At 64.1% G+C, this 16,923-nt stretch carries 14 protein-coding genes; 10 read left to right on the forward strand and 4 right to left on the reverse strand.

The genetic code is table 11. The annotated features are described in order from the left end of the window. Window positions 1-189: 189 nt before the first annotated feature. From BMW72_RS03950 to BMW72_RS03995, 10 genes are all read left to right on the forward strand, one after another. A complete protein-coding gene (locus BMW72_RS03950) occupies window positions 190-1,257 on the forward strand; it encodes a Gfo/Idh/MocA family protein (protein ID WP_092107447.1) in 1,068 nt (355 codons plus the stop codon). Beyond that, window positions 1,254-2,249, forward strand: coding sequence for an NAD-dependent epimerase/dehydratase family protein (locus tag BMW72_RS03955; protein ID WP_092107449.1), 996 nt, complete (start codon window positions 1,254-1,256; stop codon window positions 2,247-2,249). The genes BMW72_RS03950 and BMW72_RS03955 overlap by 4 nt, the downstream gene beginning before the upstream one ends. After that, window positions 2,246-3,400, forward strand: a complete 1,155-nt coding sequence (locus BMW72_RS03960) for a DegT/DnrJ/EryC1/StrS family aminotransferase (RefSeq protein WP_092107451.1) — start codon at window positions 2,246-2,248, stop codon at window positions 3,398-3,400. Before BMW72_RS03955 ends, BMW72_RS03960 begins: the two co-directional genes overlap by 4 nt. Window positions 3,401-3,412: 12 nt before the next feature. Next, window positions 3,413-4,093 (forward strand): NeuD/PglB/VioB family sugar acetyltransferase, encoded by a 681-nt coding sequence (locus BMW72_RS03965; RefSeq protein ID WP_092107452.1) that lies wholly within the window; start codon window positions 3,413-3,415, stop codon window positions 4,091-4,093. Beyond that, window positions 4,086-5,597, forward strand: a complete 1,512-nt coding sequence (locus tag BMW72_RS03970; RefSeq protein WP_166787744.1) for an oligosaccharide flippase family protein — start codon at window positions 4,086-4,088, stop codon at window positions 5,595-5,597. The genes BMW72_RS03965 and BMW72_RS03970 overlap by 8 nt, the downstream gene beginning before the upstream one ends. Before the next feature lie 80 nt (window positions 5,598-5,677). Continuing rightward, on the forward strand, window positions 5,678-7,801 hold the full coding sequence (locus tag BMW72_RS03975) for a glycosyltransferase family protein (RefSeq protein ID WP_166787745.1): 2,124 nt from the start codon (window positions 5,678-5,680) through the stop codon (window positions 7,799-7,801). After that, the gene (locus BMW72_RS03980; RefSeq protein ID WP_241983948.1) at window positions 7,798-8,955 is read left to right on the forward strand and encodes a DegT/DnrJ/EryC1/StrS family aminotransferase; all 1,158 of its coding nucleotides are present in this window, start codon (window positions 7,798-7,800) and stop codon (window positions 8,953-8,955) included. Before BMW72_RS03975 ends, BMW72_RS03980 begins: the two co-directional genes overlap by 4 nt. A gap of 79 nt (window positions 8,956-9,034) precedes the next feature. After that, window positions 9,035-10,057 (forward strand): glycosyltransferase family 2 protein, encoded by a 1,023-nt coding sequence (locus tag BMW72_RS03985; RefSeq protein WP_166787746.1) that lies wholly within the window; start codon window positions 9,035-9,037, stop codon window positions 10,055-10,057. Between the two features lie 62 nt (window positions 10,058-10,119). Then, window positions 10,120-11,175 carry a glycosyltransferase gene (locus BMW72_RS03990; protein ID WP_166787747.1) on the forward strand — a complete coding sequence of 352 codons (1,056 nt, stop codon included), beginning with the start codon at window positions 10,120-10,122 and terminating at the stop codon, window positions 11,173-11,175. A gap of 11 nt (window positions 11,176-11,186) precedes the next feature. Beyond that, on the forward strand, window positions 11,187-12,521 hold the full coding sequence (locus BMW72_RS03995; protein ID WP_134450388.1) for a hypothetical protein: 1,335 nt from the start codon (window positions 11,187-11,189) through the stop codon (window positions 12,519-12,521). Here BMW72_RS03995 and BMW72_RS04000 read toward each other — a convergent pair. The 4 genes from BMW72_RS04000 to BMW72_RS04015 are packed head-to-tail and all read right to left on the reverse strand — an operon-like array spanning window position 12,500 to window position 16,918. Continuing rightward, on the reverse strand, window positions 12,500-13,840 hold the full coding sequence (locus BMW72_RS04000) for an O-antigen ligase family protein (protein WP_092107464.1): 1,341 nt from the start codon (window positions 13,838-13,840) through the stop codon (window positions 12,500-12,502). The two genes, BMW72_RS03995 and BMW72_RS04000, sit on opposite strands and share 22 nt — an antisense overlap. Next, window positions 13,837-14,463, reverse strand: a complete 627-nt coding sequence (locus tag BMW72_RS04005; RefSeq protein ID WP_092107466.1) for a hypothetical protein — start codon at window positions 14,461-14,463, stop codon at window positions 13,837-13,839. The genes BMW72_RS04000 and BMW72_RS04005 overlap by 4 nt, the downstream gene beginning before the upstream one ends. Continuing rightward, window positions 14,460-15,104 (reverse strand): hypothetical protein, encoded by a 645-nt coding sequence (locus BMW72_RS04010; protein ID WP_134450389.1) that lies wholly within the window; start codon window positions 15,102-15,104, stop codon window positions 14,460-14,462. Before BMW72_RS04010 ends, BMW72_RS04005 begins: the two co-directional genes overlap by 4 nt. After that, on the reverse strand, window positions 15,101-16,918 hold the full coding sequence (locus BMW72_RS04015; RefSeq protein ID WP_166787748.1) for a glycosyltransferase: 1,818 nt from the start codon (window positions 16,916-16,918) through the stop codon (window positions 15,101-15,103). Before BMW72_RS04015 ends, BMW72_RS04010 begins: the two co-directional genes overlap by 4 nt. Window positions 16,919-16,923 lie beyond the last annotated feature (5 nt).

Here is a 16,923-nt window from a genome sequence, read left to right on the forward strand (position 1 = left end):
GCCCCCGTTCGGGGGTAGGCGGTCACGCGGTGCAGTATGCCAAGGTTCAGTCGTGAGTAAAGTTCGACTTGTTGCAGAATGCACGCAATGGTTGCCCATTCATCACAGTCATGAGGTTGTTCCCGCGTAACGAAGCGACGGGGCCGCTGCTCCAACTTCCCCGCACACAACTCGACAAGGTGGGCAGTTATCATCGCAAAGCTACGAATCGCCGTCATCGGCGCCGGATACTGGGGTCCGAATCTGGCCCGAAATTTTGATGCCGGCCCGGACTGGGAGCTGGTCGCCGTCTGCGACCGAGATCGGGCGAGAGCACAGCTCGTAGCGGATCGACATGGCGGCGTGCGGGTCGTCACCGCGCTCGATGATCTCTTGACCGCCGAGGATATCGACGCGGTGGCGATTGCCACGCCGGCCGCCACCCATCATCAGATCGCGTGTGCCGCCCTCGCGGCCGGCAAGCACGTCATGGTGGAAAAGCCGCTCGCTGACACCGCTGAACGCGGCGAAGACATGGTGCGAATGGCCGCCGCCGCGGGACTGGTTCTCATGGCCGACCACACGTACTGTTACACACCCGCGGTGCTGAAAATGAGGGAACTCGTTCGCGAAGGCGCTCTCGGAGACATCCTCTTCATCGACTCCGTTCGGGTGAACCTGGGGCTGATCCAGCCCGACGTCGATGTGTTCTGGGACCTCGCCCCGCACGACTTGTCGATCATGGACTTCGTTCTTCCCGGCGGGCTGCGGCCGCTATCGGTGACCGCGCACGGGGCGGATCCGCTCGGGGCCGGCAAATCCTGCGTCGGCTATCTGGTTCTTCCGCTCGAGGGTGGTGCGATCGCGCACGTGCACGTCAACTGGTTGAGCCCGACGAAGATTCGCCAGATGATTATCGGCGGCACGAGACGCACCCTGATCTGGGACGACCTGAATCCGCAACAGCGCATCAGCGTCTACGATCGCGGTGTCGACCTGAACCTGCAAGCCCTGCACGACGAAAATCGAGCCTCTTCGACGGTCTCCTACCGCCTCGGTGATACCTGGTCTCCCGCGCTGCCGGAACGCGAAGCGCTCGGGGCGATGGCCGCCGAGTTCGCTGCGTCCATCCGGGAAAAGCGTGCGCCGATCACCGACGGGGAGGCCGGGTTGCGGGTGCTCGCGGTGCTTGAGGCGGCCAGTCGCAGCCTGGCCAGCTCGGCCGCCGCAGAATCCGTAGCTCCCTGGGAACGGGAATTGATTGGAGAAGCACTGTGACCGAGTTGACCGGGGCAAATGTGCTCGTGACCGGGGGAGCCGGCACAATCGGCTCAGCTATCGTCGATCAACTGCTGCTCACTGAGGTAGCGCACATCGACGTACTCGACAACCTCGTTCGTGGACGAGCGGCGAACCTCGCCGGCGCACTCGCCTCCGGGCGGGTCACACTGATCGAGGGGGATCTGCGGGACCGAGCACTCGTGCAGCAGGTGACGGCGGGGAAACGCCTGGTCTTTCACGAAGCTGCTATTCGTATCACCCAGTGCGCCGAGGAGCCGCGACTCGCCCTGGAAGTGCTCGTGGATGGAACGTTCAACGTGTTGGAGGCTGCGGCGGCGTGCGGCGTGGAAAAAGTCGTCGCCGCGTCCAGCGCGTCCGTCTATGGGCTTGCCGATCAGTTCCCCACCCCGGAACTGCACCACCACCAACACAATGACACCTTCTACGGTGCTGCCAAATCATTCAATGAAGGCATGCTGCGCAGCTTCAAAGCCATGAACGGGCTCAACTACGTGGGTTTGCGCTATTTCAACGTGTACGGTCCGCGCATGGACGTGCACGGTGTGTATACGGAGGTGCTCGTGCGCTGGATGGAACGGATCCAAGACGGCCGCTCGCCCTTGGTATTCGGAGATGGCGCCCAGACCATGGACTTCATCTTCACGGCGGATATCGCCCGCGCCAACCTTCTCGCCGCGACGAGCGGTATCGGTGGAGGCGTCTATAACATTGCCAGCGGAACGGAAACCAGCCTGCTGGAACTGGCTCGCGAGCTGCTCAGAACCATGGGGTCTGACCAGGCGGTAGAGCACGGACCGGAACGGGCAGTCAACGGCGTGTCTCGACGGCTGGCTGATGTCTCTGCCGCCCGCGCCGACTTCGGCTTTGCAGCTGAAGTCGAGCTCGCGCAGGGGCTGCGCGAGCTCGTTGACTGGTGGACACCGTTGCGGGAAGAAATCGCGGCGAGCCGCACCCTGGTGCGATCATGAGCCGCATCAACGTCATGAAACCCTGGTTGGGCGCCGACGAGGTACTCGCCGTGACCGAGGTCATCGAATCGGGGTGGGTGGCGCAGGGTCCGCGGGTGGCCCGCTTTGAGACCGAGTTCGCCGCCCACATGCAGGTCGACTTCGCCGTCGCAACTTCAAGCTGCACGAGCGCGCTGCACCTGGCCCTCATCGTCGCCGGAATCGGTGCAGGCGATGAGGTCATCGTTCCGTCGTTCTCCTTCATCGCCACCGCGAACGCGCCAACCTATGTCGGGGCCCGACCGGTCTTCGCAGATGTGGACCTGACGACCGGAAACGTGACGGCCCAGACCGTCGCGGCGGTCGTCTCCGCCCAGACCAGGGCTGTCATCATCGTTGACCAGGGCGGTGTGCCGGTTGATCTTCTTTCCCTACGGGAACTGTGCGACCGGCAAGGCATCGTGATCATCGAAGACGCCGCGTGCGGCGCCGGATCCACCTATCACGGGCGTTCCGTCGGTGCGGGCGCCGATATCGCCGCGTGGTCGTTCCACCCCCGCAAACTGCTGACTACCGGCGAAGGCGGAATGCTCACCACGAACAACCGGGATTGGGCGGTCCGTGCGCGTCAGCTGCGAGAACACGCGATGAGCGTATCGGCGAGCGACCGGCAGGGGAGCCTGCTGGCGGCGCCGGAAGTCTATGCAGAGGTCGGTTATAACTATCGGATGACGGACCTGCAGGCGGCTGTGGGAATCGTGCAGCTCGGAAAACTCCCCGAGATTGTGCGTCGCCGCCGTGAACTCGCCGAACGGTACGCGGGCGTCATCGACGGTATCCCTGGGCTGCGCGCTGTCGCCGATCCGGAGTGGGGAACAGGCAACTTCCAGTCCTTCTGGATCGACGTTCAGCCGGATTTCGCCTTGGACCGGGAGGGCGTTCTTGCCGCGCTGGCAGACGCAGAGGTCTCTGCGCGGCGGGGCATTATGGCAGCGCACCGGCAGCCGGCGTACCGCGACCGCTGCGACGGCGCCGTGCTGCCGGTGACCGAGTACCTGACCGATCACACGCTGATTCTTCCGCTGTATCACGACCTGACGCTGGCGGATCAAGACCGGGTGCTCGACACACTCGTGGTTGCAGCATCCGTTCAGAAATGTGGCGCAGCATGAGCGTGATGTGGCATGACTGAGCTGCTGCTGATCGGGGCCAGCGGCCTGGCGCGTGAGGTTCTGAGCGTGCTGCACGAAAACGGCGACGCGCGTTCCGTGGCTATCGTCGACGACCAGGCGGCGCTCACGGGTACCTCGCTCGACGGCGCGCTCGTCGTTGGCGGCTTGACCCATGTTGCGCGTCATCCCACGGCCCAGCTGTTGGTGTGCGTCGGAAATGGCGCGGCCCGCGCCGCCCTCGTCGAACGACTGACCGGCCAGGGAATCACGCCGGATCGATATGCGACACTCGTTCACCCCGCGGCGGTGGTACCCACCTCCTGTCGGGTCGGTACGGGCAGTATTCTGCTGGCCTGCGTCGTACTCACCGCGGACGTTCACCTCGGCAACCATGTCGTGATCATGCCCAACGTCACGCTCACGCACGGAAATCGTGTGGAATCGTTTGCGACGCTGTGCGCCGGCGTGGCCGTTGGTGGTGACGCGCACATCGGCGTCGGCGCCTACATCGGCATGAACGCCAGCATCAGGGAACGAACCAGGATCGGTGCAGCCGCCGTGATCGGCATGGGGGCGGCAGTGCTGGCAGACGTGCCCTCCGCACAAACCTGGGTGGGCGTGCCGGCACAACGGATGCTCGCGACCGCGCGGCCGAATCGTTCGGGAGCCGGGGCACGGGGACCGCGTGGCTGACGAGGGGCCGGACGACCGGCAGCGACGCCCGCTCAGTCACGGGGTCAGCTGGAGCTTCGTGAACACCCTCGTGACAAAGATCGCCGGCATGATCATCACCATCTTCGTGGTGCGCATTGTCTCGCCGTACGACTTCGGTGTCTTCGCGGTGGCGCTGGTCGTCTACGTCATCGTTTCCGCGTTGTGCGAACTCGGATTGTCGTCTTGTATTGCGCGGCGTGACGTGGAATTGGCAGACGCCGCGTCGGTCGTGACGGCTTTATCCATGTTGAGCTCCTTCACCCTGGCGACGGCGATGTTCTTCGCCTCCGCCCCGATCGCGGCCGCCCTCGGAGCTCCCGAAGCCCAGACGGCCATTCAGATTCTGGCTATACCCATCCTGCTCAGTTCGTTCACGGCGGTGTCATCGGCAATTCTGGTGCGGGACTACCGGCAGGGGCGCCTCTTCGCTGCGACCGCAATTGCGTTCATCCCCTCCAATGCCGTGCTGATCATCCTCGCCCTGCACGGCGACGGCGCGCTGGCCTTCGCATGGTCCCGTGTGGTCGGAGTGGTCATCGCGGGTGCGGTGGTGATCTCCGGAACCCGCCCCTGGTACGCGCCGCGATGGAACAGCGTGCAGGCTGCCAGGGTGCTCAAATTCGGACTTCCTCTCGCCGGCGCAAACTTTTTGAACTACATGTTGCTGAATGCGGACGCTGCCTTTATCGCGGCTCTGGCCGGACCCGCTCTTCTCGGTATCTACACCCTGGCCTTCAGTATCGCGTCCTGGTCGACGTCAATTCTCGGCGGGACGATCAATAGTGTTGCCATGCCCGCGTTCTCGGCCTTGCGCCGGGATCCTGAGCAGTTGAGCGCGGCATTGCTGCGGTGGTCGCGGATGCTGGCCCTGGCGGCACTTCCGGTCAGCGCCCTCACCGTGGCGCTGTCGGCTGAGATCGTCGAAGTGCTCTACGGGGCGAAGTGGTCTGCCGCGGCACCCGTCCTGGCGATCCTGGCGGTGTACGGGGGAATCTTTGTCGTGACCCTGCTGCTGTCGAATCTCTTGGTCGGGATCGGCCGGACCGGTCGAGTTTTCCTGATTCAGGCGGTGTGGCTGCTGGCCCTGCTGCCGGCGATCGCGGCCGGTGTTGCCGTGCTGGGCGTTCTGGGGGCTGCGATAGCGCACGTCGTGGTGATTGTCGTGGTCGTCATCCCCATGTATCTCTGGGCGTTGAAACCCGTGCTGGATTCCGTGCCTTTGGTTCTGGGCAGGGCCGTGGGTGCGCCCGTGCTGGCCGCAAGCCTCGCGGCCGGAACAGCATATTTGGCTGTGGCCTCGCTCGAGGGACACCTGCTTCGATTGGTCGTGGGCGGAACTCTTGGGCTGGCGGTCTATCTGGTGGCCGCCCTGCCGATGATGCGGAGTTACCTGCCGGCCGGCGTTCTGGCTCGCCTCTCGCTCTATCTCGCCTTTCACGGCTGGGTCCTGCGGGGTTTACAGGGAAAATGGGCCAAATCGTGAACGGGATGCCAGTATTCCGACCGGAGTCAGCGGGGGTGGCTCGCCCGCGATTGGCCTTTTTTCGCTGGACACGCGCCGGATTGCCCGCTTTTCTGCAAGCGCACGTGCAGGAGCAACGCCGCAGCCTCGAGCAATTCTTCGACGTGGTCGTCATCGACGCGGACTGTGACTATGACGACGTGTGCACGCGTCTTCGCCCGGACCTGTGCCTCTTTGAATCCGGCGTTTACGCGGGAAATCGCGTGATCAGCAACACCTCAACCCATCCGGGAATACCAAAACTAGGCTTTCTCCACGCCGACGCCTTTGACTCCTCCCGCGCGGCTTTCGTCGCGGATATGGCGCGCTGGGATGTGCACTGGTTCGTCACGACGTCCATGGCGATGGCTGAGTACACGCCCGAAATCGCCGGGCGACTGTTCGTCTGGCCCAACGCCATCGACCCGGCTGTGTTCCGTGACTACGGTTTGACCAAGAACGTTCCCGTGCTGCTCACCGGAAGCCAGGCAAGCCACTATCCCTGGCGGAATGCCGTCAGTCGCGCCCTCGTTCCCGAATTCATAACCGTGAATATGCCCCACTTCGGGTGGAATTCGGAGTCGGCTACCGGGCGCATGCTTATCGGTGAGGGGTATTCTCGCCTGCTCAACGCGAGCAGTTTTGCTCCGACCTGCGGAACGATCGCCCAGGATGTCGTGCGGAAACACCTGGAGATTCCGGCTTCCATGACGTGTCTGGTCACGGAACGAACAGCATCCATTGAGGCGTTCGGCTTCGCGGACATGGTGAATTGCGTCTTCGCGACTGAAGACGATGTTGTCGACAAGCTCAGCTACCTGCTAAACAACCCCGAGGAGCTGGACCGAATCACGCGAGCAGGGCATCAACTGGTGCATGAGCACCACACCCTGGCCCATCGCAGCCAAATCAGGCAGTGGTTCGAACTCGTTCAACGTCACGGCACGCAGATAGCGATCACCCAGCAGTGGCCGAACGGCGAGCTGAGCCTCGCCACCCGGCCTCTGCCGCCCCAGCCGGCGAGCCGCCCCGGTCGGGACCGGCAGCTGATCGAGAGCGGGTGGAGCGCGCTGCAGCGTGCGGACTACCCGGCGGCACAGCGTGATTTTGTGCGCTGCCTGAACTATTTCTTCATTCCGGAAGGCGCCATCGGCCTCATCTACACGTCTCTTCTGCAAGGCGACCGGGCGGCCGCGCACGACTGGCTCTCCCGGTTGCAGATTGCGGTGCTGTCCCACCACCGGTCGGAAGAACCCGACCCCGTGCACTGGGCGTTTGAAATTCGGGTTGCCCTGTGTCGTGGCGACGTCCACTCCGCGACCATTGCCGCCCTGATGTACCCGGCCATGCTGCATCCGGAATTGGACCGCATGCGTGCCGTCGTGGCGACACTGACCGGCCACGACCCCGGGATGGGGCCCGAGGTCGTGGGGCAAAGGCGGCCTTCGATCAGTCCGCTACCCTCGCTCGGGCTGGCCGAGTGGCACCAACATCTGCTGGTCATGCTTCAAGCCTGCGGCCAGCCTGATCTGGCCGTTCGGCTGGGGCCGTCAGAGCACGCACGTGCGAACCGGTCGCTGCCCACCGGGCGGATGGTTCTGGCTACCCGGCGCGCCCACCATCAGGTTGCTGTGCGTATGACGCGTCTGAGAAGCGGGAGCACTCTCGCTCCGGCGGAACGATGGTTGCGCGCTCGGCTGTCTCCATACCGGCAGCGGATGACCGGCACCGGCTGGTCCCGATACCTGCACGGTTTCGTGCAGGGCGAACCGGCGACCCGCGCAGTCATACTTCTCGGCAGCGATTCCTGGAGCCGGTCCAGTCGCGCCGTACAGCGCGGCCTGCTCAGCAATCCCGCCATCACCGAGGTTTCCGTGCTCGACACGCCGCAGCGGATGCCTGCCGACATCGTTGGTCAGCAAAACGCGTGTCTGATCTTTGTCGCGCAGAGCGCCATCGCCCTGATCGACGACATCAGCCTGCTGCACACGGCGACAACGGTGATTCTCGAAGGAATCGATGCACCTGCCGGGTACCGGATTCTGACGGCGCTGACCACCGCGCGAGGATTTCGAATTGTTGACCAACGACCGGATTGGGGCGGCGGCAGTGTTGTGCTGCGCAGCGTGCCCGAAGGATCCAAAAACAGACCGCCTTCACCCGAACAGAACGGACCATTACTGTGACTCACACCGAGCAGATTCCCCTCCCGGTACCACTGGTAGATCTCAGCTTTCAACACGCGCTGATCACGGATGAAGTGCACGCCGGGTTTGATCGAGTCATGGCCAAGGGAAGTTTCGTTCTCGGCCCCGAGGTGGAGAGATTCGAGGCCGCTTTTGCTGCCTACTGCGGTGTCAACCACGTTCTCGGGGTGGCCAACGGCACCGATGCGCTCGAACTCGTGCTGCGCGCCGCTCACATCGGGTTGGGCGACGAGGTGATCCTGCCCGCCAACACGTTTGTGGCCACCGCGGAGGCGGTGCTGCGAGCGGGCGCAGTGGTGAAGCTGGTCGACTGTGACGAGGACTTTCTGATCGATCCTGATGCGGTGCGTTCGATCATGTCGGCACGCACGCGGGCCGTCATCGGGGTGCACCTCTATGGTCAAATGGCCCCGATGGAACGCCTGCGTCAAGCTGGCGGTCCCGACGTCTTTCTCGTCGAAGACCTGGCCCAAGCGCAGGGTGCAACCAGGTTCGGTGCACGCGCGGGAAGCTTGGGCGATGCCGGCGGTACCAGCTTCTACCCCGGCAAGAATCTCGGCGCCTACGGAGACGGCGGTGCGGTGCTCACCAACTCCCAAGGCGTCGCCGATGTGGTGCGAGCCCTACGCAACCACGGCGGAATCAACCGCTACGAGCACCGGTTCCCCGGGCTGAACTCTCGATTGGATGGCCTTCAGGGCGTCGTACTGTCGGCAAAGCTTGCCCGATTGGACGGATGGAATCAATTGAGGCGGGATGCTGCGCGATACTACGACGAGTTACTGCAGGACAGCCCGGAGGTCGTCGTTCCACGCGTGGTCGACGGCAACGAGCACGTTTACCATCTCTACGTGGTTCGGGTGCCCAACCGCGACCGTATCGTCGATCACCTGACGAGGATGGGAATCAGCGCGTCCGTGCACTATCCGGTACCGGTGCACCTGCAGCCCGGGTTCTCCGACCTCGGTCTGCCGCTGGGATCTTTTCCGCTGGCCGAACGTCTGTCGGACGAGATCATGTCCCTCCCGATCTTTCCGGGCATCACAACCGAGCAGCAGGACCGAATTGTGGCTGCGCTCCAGAACGCCCTGGACCAGCACCGGCAGCCGACTATTCTGCGCACGGCGGGCTGATGTGAAGACGAAAGAACTCCGCGCAACGCGTCGGGTGAGAGCGCCGGAGGTGCGGCAGACACCCATCAGGATGCCGCAGGTGAGCGTTGTCATCACGAATTACAACTACGAGCGGTATCTCCGACAGTCGGTAGAGAGTGTGCTCAGTCAGCGGGGCGTGGTGGTCGACGTCGTCATCGTTGACGACGCGTCGACGGATGGTTCGGTGCTGCTGGCGCAAAGCCTCGTCGCAGCCGATCCGCGAGTCAGGCTGGTCTCCCGCACGCAGAACGGGGGCCCAGTCAGTGCCTTCAACGATGGTCTCGCGCACGCCACCGGGGAGTTCGTGATCAGGCTCGACGCCGACGACCTGCTGACACCGGGTTCGATTGCCCGTGCCAGCGCCCTCGCTGAACAGTTTCCCGGCGTAGGACTGGTGTACGGGCATCCGGTGCACTTCGCGGACCCCGCGGTACTGCGGCATCGAGACCAGGCTCGGAGCTGGACAGTCTGGTCCGGACCGGGCTGGCTCGAACGCAGGTGCCGGCTGGGCCACAACTGCATCACCTCGCCCGAAGTCCTGATGCGTGCGAGTACTCTGCGTTCGGTCGGAGGCATGCGTTCCCTGGCACACACTCATGACCTCGAGCTGTGGCTGAGGATCGCTCGCGCCGCTGACGTGGGCTGGGTCGGCGGCGCCGATCAAGCCTGGCATCGCGAGCACTCCGGCAGCCTGTCCGCCCGAGAGGTCGACGTCAAACGCGATCTTGAGGAACGAGCGGCCGCGTTCACCACGCTGTTCACCGACGGACTGGGTGATCCGGCCGGGAACGAGCGGTTGCTACGGATGGCCCGGGCGACACTGGCCAACGAGGCACTGACCCGAACCACTCAGGCCTATTCGGCCGGGCGCGGGGCGTCCGCCGAAACCGACCGTTACCTGCACTATGCCCGGGCGATCCACGCGGATCTCGACAGCCTGCCGCAAGCGAAAGCCCTCCGGCGGGCGCAGCGGCTGGGTCCGGTTAAAGCTCGCTACTCACCCACCCTGCTCGCCCATGCGGTCAGACATCGTGCCGCGCTCGTCATCGGTCGGTTTCGCTGGCGATCGACGGGCGTATGAGAGCGATCGTCTTCATCGCCGGTACCCGGTGGGACTCCGTTGCGGGAACCGATCGCCGGCTGATGACCGCGCTCGGCACCGTCTTTCCCGTGCTGTGGGTTGACCCACCGTTCTCGATACTGACCCGTCGACGCGGCGGCGGAACGGAACCTAACCGCGGAGGTGTCTCCCTCGTGGCACCCGGTGTCACTCGGCTCCAAACTCGAACCTGGCCGGGCGCGTCGCGGCCGGGGATGCGACGCGCCTCCACGGTCGTTCTCGAGCGGCACATCCGCTCGATGGTGCGAAAGCTGCGGCTGGAGGTGACGGGAGTGATCGTGGCATCACCGAGGCAACGGTTTCCGCGACGCATCGGCGGTGTCCGATTGCTCTACGTTACCGACGACTGGCCGTCGGGGGCGGCGCTGATGGGACTGTCTGCCGACCGGATCGAGAGCGATCTGGAACGTAACATGCATGATGCAGACGTCAGAGCGGCGGTGTCACCAGACCTCGCCTCCCGGCTCACCGGCACCTACGCGGTGAGGGTGGAGGTGCTGGCGAACGGATGCGATCCAACCAGCGACGAGTCGCACGCCGGTTCTGTTCGCGCACCCGTGGCGGGCCTGATCGGACAGCTCAATGAACGCCTGGATCCAGAAATCCTGGAGGCGGTGCGGGCAGGGGGAACTGAGATCATCGTGGTCGGACCGCGCGCTGAGCGCTCGGCCGAAACCCGTGCATTCCTCGACCGCTTTCTCGGGGCGCGAGGAGTGACGTGGCAGGGGGAAGTGCCCCCAGCCGAGCTGCCGGCCCTGCTCGCCCGCATGGGGGTAGGGCTCACTCCCTATGCCGACACGCTCTTCAATCGCGCGAGCTTTCCGCTGAAGACCCTGGAATATCTGGCAGCCGGGCTGCCGGTGGTGTCGACGGATCTGCCCGCGGTGCGGTGGCTCAATACGGATCTGATCGAGGTCGGATTGGATCCGGAAGATTTCGCGCACCGCGTGCGCCGCCTGCTGTCTCAACCCGAGAATGTGGACGAGACGGCCAGGCGCATCGCTTTTGCCCGACAGCACAGCTGGGATGCGCGGGCTCGGCAATTGCTGCAACTTCTTGATTCCGCCGATCGGGCATGAGGGAATGGAACATGAGAATGTTTCGAAAACCGTCTGCTCGGAGCCCCCGGTGGAAAATCATCGCGGTTTCGTCGTCCCTCCTCGTTGCTGTCGGGCTGCCCGTCGCGCTGCTCGGCACGTCGAAGGCCGAACCGGCGCCACCCGCCGCGGTGCAGCCGGTCGCCTCAGGCGCGCTCGCCCTGCCGCGCATTCCGTGGGAGGGCGGACCCGCCTATTGGAACAACTTCGACAAGGCGCGGGCCGCCGGTTGGAGCGACCCGGACTTCTTTCCCATCGTGTCCTGGTTCGGAAATTTCAGTTCAGACGCTGAAGTGCAATACGACAAATCCCTGGGCATCAACACGTACACCGGCATGTGGGAAGGTACCCCGTATCACCTGTTCGCCGACAACGGTGTGTTCTGGATCGGCGGCAAACTCAACGACAGTTTCGCCGATGACAGCGCAAATTGGGTCGGTCGATTTCTTGACGATGAGGTCGACGGCCGATTCGCCCCTGCGGAGGGACAGGCCCATCTGCAGACGATTGTCGATGGCCTTCCTGCGGACGGTCGGTTCAAGTACGCCAATTTCACCCAGATGGTGGTGGGCACCGACCTGGACCAACGGGTGGCGCAGCAGTACGTGAACGGGTATACCGACGTCGTGTCGGTTGATATGTATTGGTATTCGATTCCCTACTGTGATTGGCGTCCCTATCGGGATGCCTACCTGGTGCCGGTTGAGCAGGCCAACTGTCGCACGGCCTCAAGCTATGGAAAAATCGTCGAGGGGCTGACCCAACAGGATGCCGCTGACGGCCAGATGCAGCCGCGGTGGCAGTGGGTGGAAAACCTCAACGGCGGTCCACCGGAAGCGCCGCCGACGACCTACATCAGCCCGAGTCAGCTCAAGGGCGCGGTGGTGAGCTCCATCATCAATGAGGCTCGCGGCCTCGCCTACTTCAATCAGAGTCTGGGCGGGTCGTGTCAGACGGCGAACGTCTTCCGGCAATCACAAGTCACTCCGGAATTTTGCGGAAATGCCCAGGTCGAAGCCGTGAAAGAGGTGAACGCACAGATTCACGCGCTCGCCAGCGTCATCAACACCCAGTCGTACGAGTACTCGTTCGGCGCCGAGCTGGACACCATGCTCAAAAGCCACGACGGGTATGCCTATGTGTTCGCCATGATCGACGGATCATCGGTGCCGGGCGACCGAACCTTCACACTGCCCGCGAGTGTGCACGGGGCGTCGGCTGCTGTACTCGGCGAGGGACGCACCCTGACGGTTGATGCTGCCGGCCGATTCCGCGATTCCTTCGCCGAGGAGTACAGCTATCACGTCTATCGCGTCAAGATCGATTGAGCGGATGCCGGTGCTCCGACAGGAGAAAAGAGTCGAAGTGCGGCGCCGCAGAGGCCCAGAACCAGAAACAGCATTCCCGCCGACATGGGAAAGGACAGCCCGTCAAAGAAGGCCAACATGACGGCCCCGGACAGGGCGGACGCGAGCAGGGCCCGGGCCAGCTGGCGGTCGATGCGAGTGGTCGCCCGCTCGCGAGCCAGACCGGCAGAGACGAGGGCGGTGATCAAAAGCGTGAGAAAGACGATGAGACCCAGGAGACCGAGTTCGATGGCCAGCAGCAGATACTGATTGTCGAAGATGTGATAGCGGGCCAGGAGCGTGCCGAACCCCTTACCCACGAGGGGAAACCTGCTGACCAGCTCGACTGCGGCGTCATAACTGCTCGTGCGGGAGACGGTGCTTGGGTCAGCCGCGATTCCCGTGAAAAGTCCGCGAATTGTTCCCAACAGGCCGGGCACCAACACGGCGGTCATACCGGCGAGAAGCACGCCCAGAGCGCCGAGAACCAGTCGAGCCCGCCCGGAGAAGCTGGGGAACAGCACGACCAGGCCGATGAGGAGCCCGACCAGCTCTGACCGGGATACCGACAGCACCGAGGCGATGGCGATCAGCGCCGCCGGAAGCCAGCGTGCGATCAGGGTACGTGTCGTGTCCTCCAACGCCAGAACGATGGCGAGGGGAAAAGTCAGGCAGAGCACCACACCGTATTCCAAGGGCTGGCTGGCGGTCGCCGAGGCTCGCACGAAACCGCCGCGGGAGTCCAACACAGCGAGGTCCGAACTCATCCCGGGAATCGAGATCCAGTCGATCAGTGGATTTCCGGTGACGAACTGGGCGATTCCGACGACAGCCAGAATAGCGACCGCCCAGGTGATACGTCGGAGAAGTCGGTGCAGCATCTCAGAGTTGCGCAGGCCGTCGTTGGCCACCAGCAGAATTCCGGCCCACGCCGCCAGGCGAAGCATGCCGTTGTCTGCCGGATTCGCTTCATCAGCCGGAAGCCCACGCAATAGCGCGGTGGAATAGCTGAGCGCGCCGATGATGAGCAAACCGAAGACGGCGAATCGAACGGGCTGGAGTTTCCAGCCCGATTGCGCGGGGCGCTGAACCTGCCACCAGCACCACCACAGTCCGGCAAACATGGCCCACAGAGACGCTGGCCGCCCCGCCGACCCGAGCGCGGTGAAGGCCAGGTTGGACGGCACCGCAAAGAGGAGGACCAGATAGACCGTGAGCAGGGTGAGCCCATCGAAATCTCGAGTACGGCCGTCTGCTCGCTGTCGAGAGATGCGTCGGATGGCGGCAGGCGAGACGCTCACTCGCGGAAGCTGGCGGGCAGGCCGCGCTGGCGAGACAGGAGCAACCCGTCGACGAAACCCACCCCGAGCAGCGACAGTGCGATGCCGCCGGCTGCCACGAGGGCCACCAGCTGGAACTGATCCTTGACCACCAGCACGCTCGTGGGCTCGGCGGTGAGTTGCAGTGCATCGATCTGAGCCGTGGCAGGCACATCCGCTTGATTTTGGAGCGCCGTCAACGTGTCGGAAATGGCGGTCAGCGTGCGGTCGAGCACAGCGGTCACGGCCGCATCGCTCGGCCCCGAAACGGATACCGCCACGAGCGGGCCGCTGCTTGCCGGGTCTCGGGCCACGGAGATCTCCGTACGCGAATGGCCGAGCAGAAGATCTTGTCGCATCGAGTTCGAGTTCATGGCTGCCACCAGAATCTCACTGGCCTGGCCGAGACCGCCCAGATAGAGGTAGGGGTTTCCCCCAGCCGGAATGGTCTGAGTTCCGGGCATCAGTAGCACGCTCGCCGCGCGCTCATAACTGGGGGGTACCGCGGAATACGCGGCGAAACACAGGCTCGCGGTGAGTACGAGAGCGCCAAGCAGCAGATACCAGCGGCGTGCCAGACTGCGCAGAAAATTACTGAGGGTCATTGCGGTTGCGCTTTCTGCGAGATTCGGTCGACCGTGACGGCCAGAAATGCCGACACCGCCAAGCCGACGAGGAGGAGTGAAGCCAGCGCCCGGGCGTGGGCGCCGGCGGAGCTGCCGACGAAGTTCACGGTCGTTTCATTGGGCACCCGCTCGATGTGAACGGCGTCGACGATGGGCACGCCAGTGCCTCGCTGCCGGTCGGCGACCAGAGCGGTGATGCGCGTGACGAGCCCGTCAACCGTTGTCGTGACCCACTGCGGGGTCGGTCCGACGGCGCGAATCATGAGCACCGGATCGGGAAAACTGTATTGCCACTGTCCGCCGCGATTCGGCAGAAGCACCTGGTAGCCCTGATCAACCCCAGCACCGAAGAGGGGGGCTCGTTCGGCCAGCCGGTCGGTGGGGCGACCGTTGTGCATCTCGCTCGCGATGGCGGCGGCGAACGCGACCAGGGTCTCCCTGCGTTGGTCGTTGAACGGCGCGAGGGCAACGTCTCCCGGGGCAACGAAGACCAGCTGAACCTCGCTGTAGTAGGAGCCGGGCCGTGCGAGGGTGGCATACAGGAGGCCGGTGGCTATGAGCACCACGATCACGACGTACCACCGTCGTGCGAGAATCTGCAGCAGGTTGCGAGTCGTCAACGGACCCACCGAACGAACCGGAGTTTCATGTCGTCGAGCCCCGCTGTGCCGAGCAGTCGGACGGTCATCTGTTTAGCCCCGGCGCGCAGCGCCTCCCGCGTGATCCTGATCGGCACCGAAATCAGGCGGTCGATGAGCATCCGGCGGTGTGCTGGCACGGTGAGCGCGTTGAGCTGAGGCCCGAATAGCCGGGCGTATGGCAACGGAGAGACGAGCCGACCGCGCACCCGATTGCTGACGTTTGAGCCGTGCACCACCTGGAGCCAGGCTGGTGCGCCATCGATTTCAATGACGGGCATGGACTCGCCCAAGCGGTTGTGCCAGGCAGCCCAGCAGGAAACGGGGTCGTCCCAGCTTTCCCGCACGGAGCAGAACGCATTGCGTGCGTCCCGCCGCAGGTAGAGAGCGTTCCGACTCGCTATCAGGCCACTCGTGAGGTAGACGGCGGTACGGTGCGGGGGGACATTCGCTTGCTGCAGTCGGTCCACGAAATCTGTAGCGAGGCCATCGTCATTGTCGAGGTTGGTGGTGATGAGCACCTCGCGCTCTCGACCCACGATGGTGCGAATATCGGCGAGGAGTTCCGAGCGGCTGACCGAGGAACGATACACAGCCTGAAAAATGCCGTCCGCCTTAAGTGCCGTCACCCGTTGCCGAAGCCAGGCGGGACTCTCAGGATCGAAATAAATGATCCAGGTGAAGTTCTGGTTGGTCTGGGAGCGAACGGAGGGAACACAGTAACGCTCGAACAGGATGATCCGCTCGGCCAGCCAGCCGTCCTTCGCCCGAATGACCTGTTCCGGTCCTGCGGACGGCAGATTGAACCGGGTCAACAGCACGTGCTCGATGCTTGATGCGGCGGTCGGGCCGACAGTCACGGCGCCGGACAAGGTTGCGTGCGGCAGGGCCGGCCAACGGCTGCGACGAGCCAGCACGGCGGCCGAATGGCGTTGGGCGGGTTGGTTCAGCCGCAGGCAGGCATGCAGCATGACCGCAGCACGCATCCCGGCGGCGTGCGCCCGCGTTCCCCAGACCTGCGCGTAACGCACCCGGTTGACCGCCATCAGCGCCGTCTGAGCGTCTGATCCACCCGATCCGCCCTGCCGGTGGCCAATGATGGCCGTTGGTTCGAACCAGACGACAGCCCCAGCGTGGCGGGCACGTCGAAAGTAGTCTGTTTCCTCCGAGTACAGAAAATAGCGTTCGTCCCAGTCCCCGAGGCGTTCAACCAGGCTGCCAGCAATGAGAAGTGCGGCACCGGTCGCCCAGTCCACGGGGCGAGGACGCCGATAGTGTGACTCCGTGCGGTCGATCTCCGACAACCAGCCGGGTCGACGACCGAACCGATTGCCGAACACGGCATCACCGAAAGTGCGCAAAATGGACGGTTCGCGGCGGAGCGAAGTCTGACGCACGCCGGCTAAGTCTTGCAGGAGCGGAACCACAATCCCCGCCCCGGTTTGGACCATACGGGTGTGCAGGGCGGCGATGGCGCCGGGCATCACCTCGACATCAGGGTTGAGGATCAGGACGGTACGTGTCGTGCCGATGTCGCGCAGGGCGATGTTGATCCCGGCGGCATAACCGAGATTGCCGCCGCTGTGCAACACGCGAACCTCCGGATGGGCAGCGAGTTTAAGCACGGTATCGTCGCTGGAGCCGTTGTCGACGATGACGACTCGCAGTCGCAGATTCGGCGCCCCAGCCTGCACGCTCTGCAGCAGGGCATTAATATCCGCTTCATTGTTGTAGGTGACGATGACGATATCGACGTCGGCACCCTCCGCGTGACCGGGACCGGTAGTCGTGCTCAATACCG

This window comes from Cryobacterium luteum, from assembly GCF_900110125.1.
GTDB lineage: Bacteria > Actinomycetota > Actinomycetes > Actinomycetales > Microbacteriaceae > Cryobacterium > Cryobacterium luteum.

Excerpts from the sequence above, each read along its gene's own strand:
- BMW72_RS03990 (WP_166787747.1), top strand. The coding sequence starts at position 10,120 with ATGACCGCGCTCGGCACCGTCTTTCCCGTGCTGTGGGTTGACCCACCG.
- BMW72_RS03965 (WP_092107452.1), top strand. The coding sequence starts at position 3,413 with ATGACTGAGCTGCTGCTGATCGGGGCCAGCGGCCTGGCGCGTGAGGTT.
- BMW72_RS03995 (WP_134450388.1), top strand. The coding sequence starts at position 11,187 with ATGAGAATGTTTCGAAAACCGTCTGCTCGGAGCCCCCGGTGGAAAATC.
- BMW72_RS04005 (WP_092107466.1), bottom strand. The coding sequence starts at position 14,463 with ATGACCCTCAGTAATTTTCTGCGCAGTCTGGCACGCCGCTGGTATCTG.
- BMW72_RS03960 (WP_092107451.1), top strand. The coding sequence starts at position 2,246 with ATGAGCCGCATCAACGTCATGAAACCCTGGTTGGGCGCCGACGAGGTA.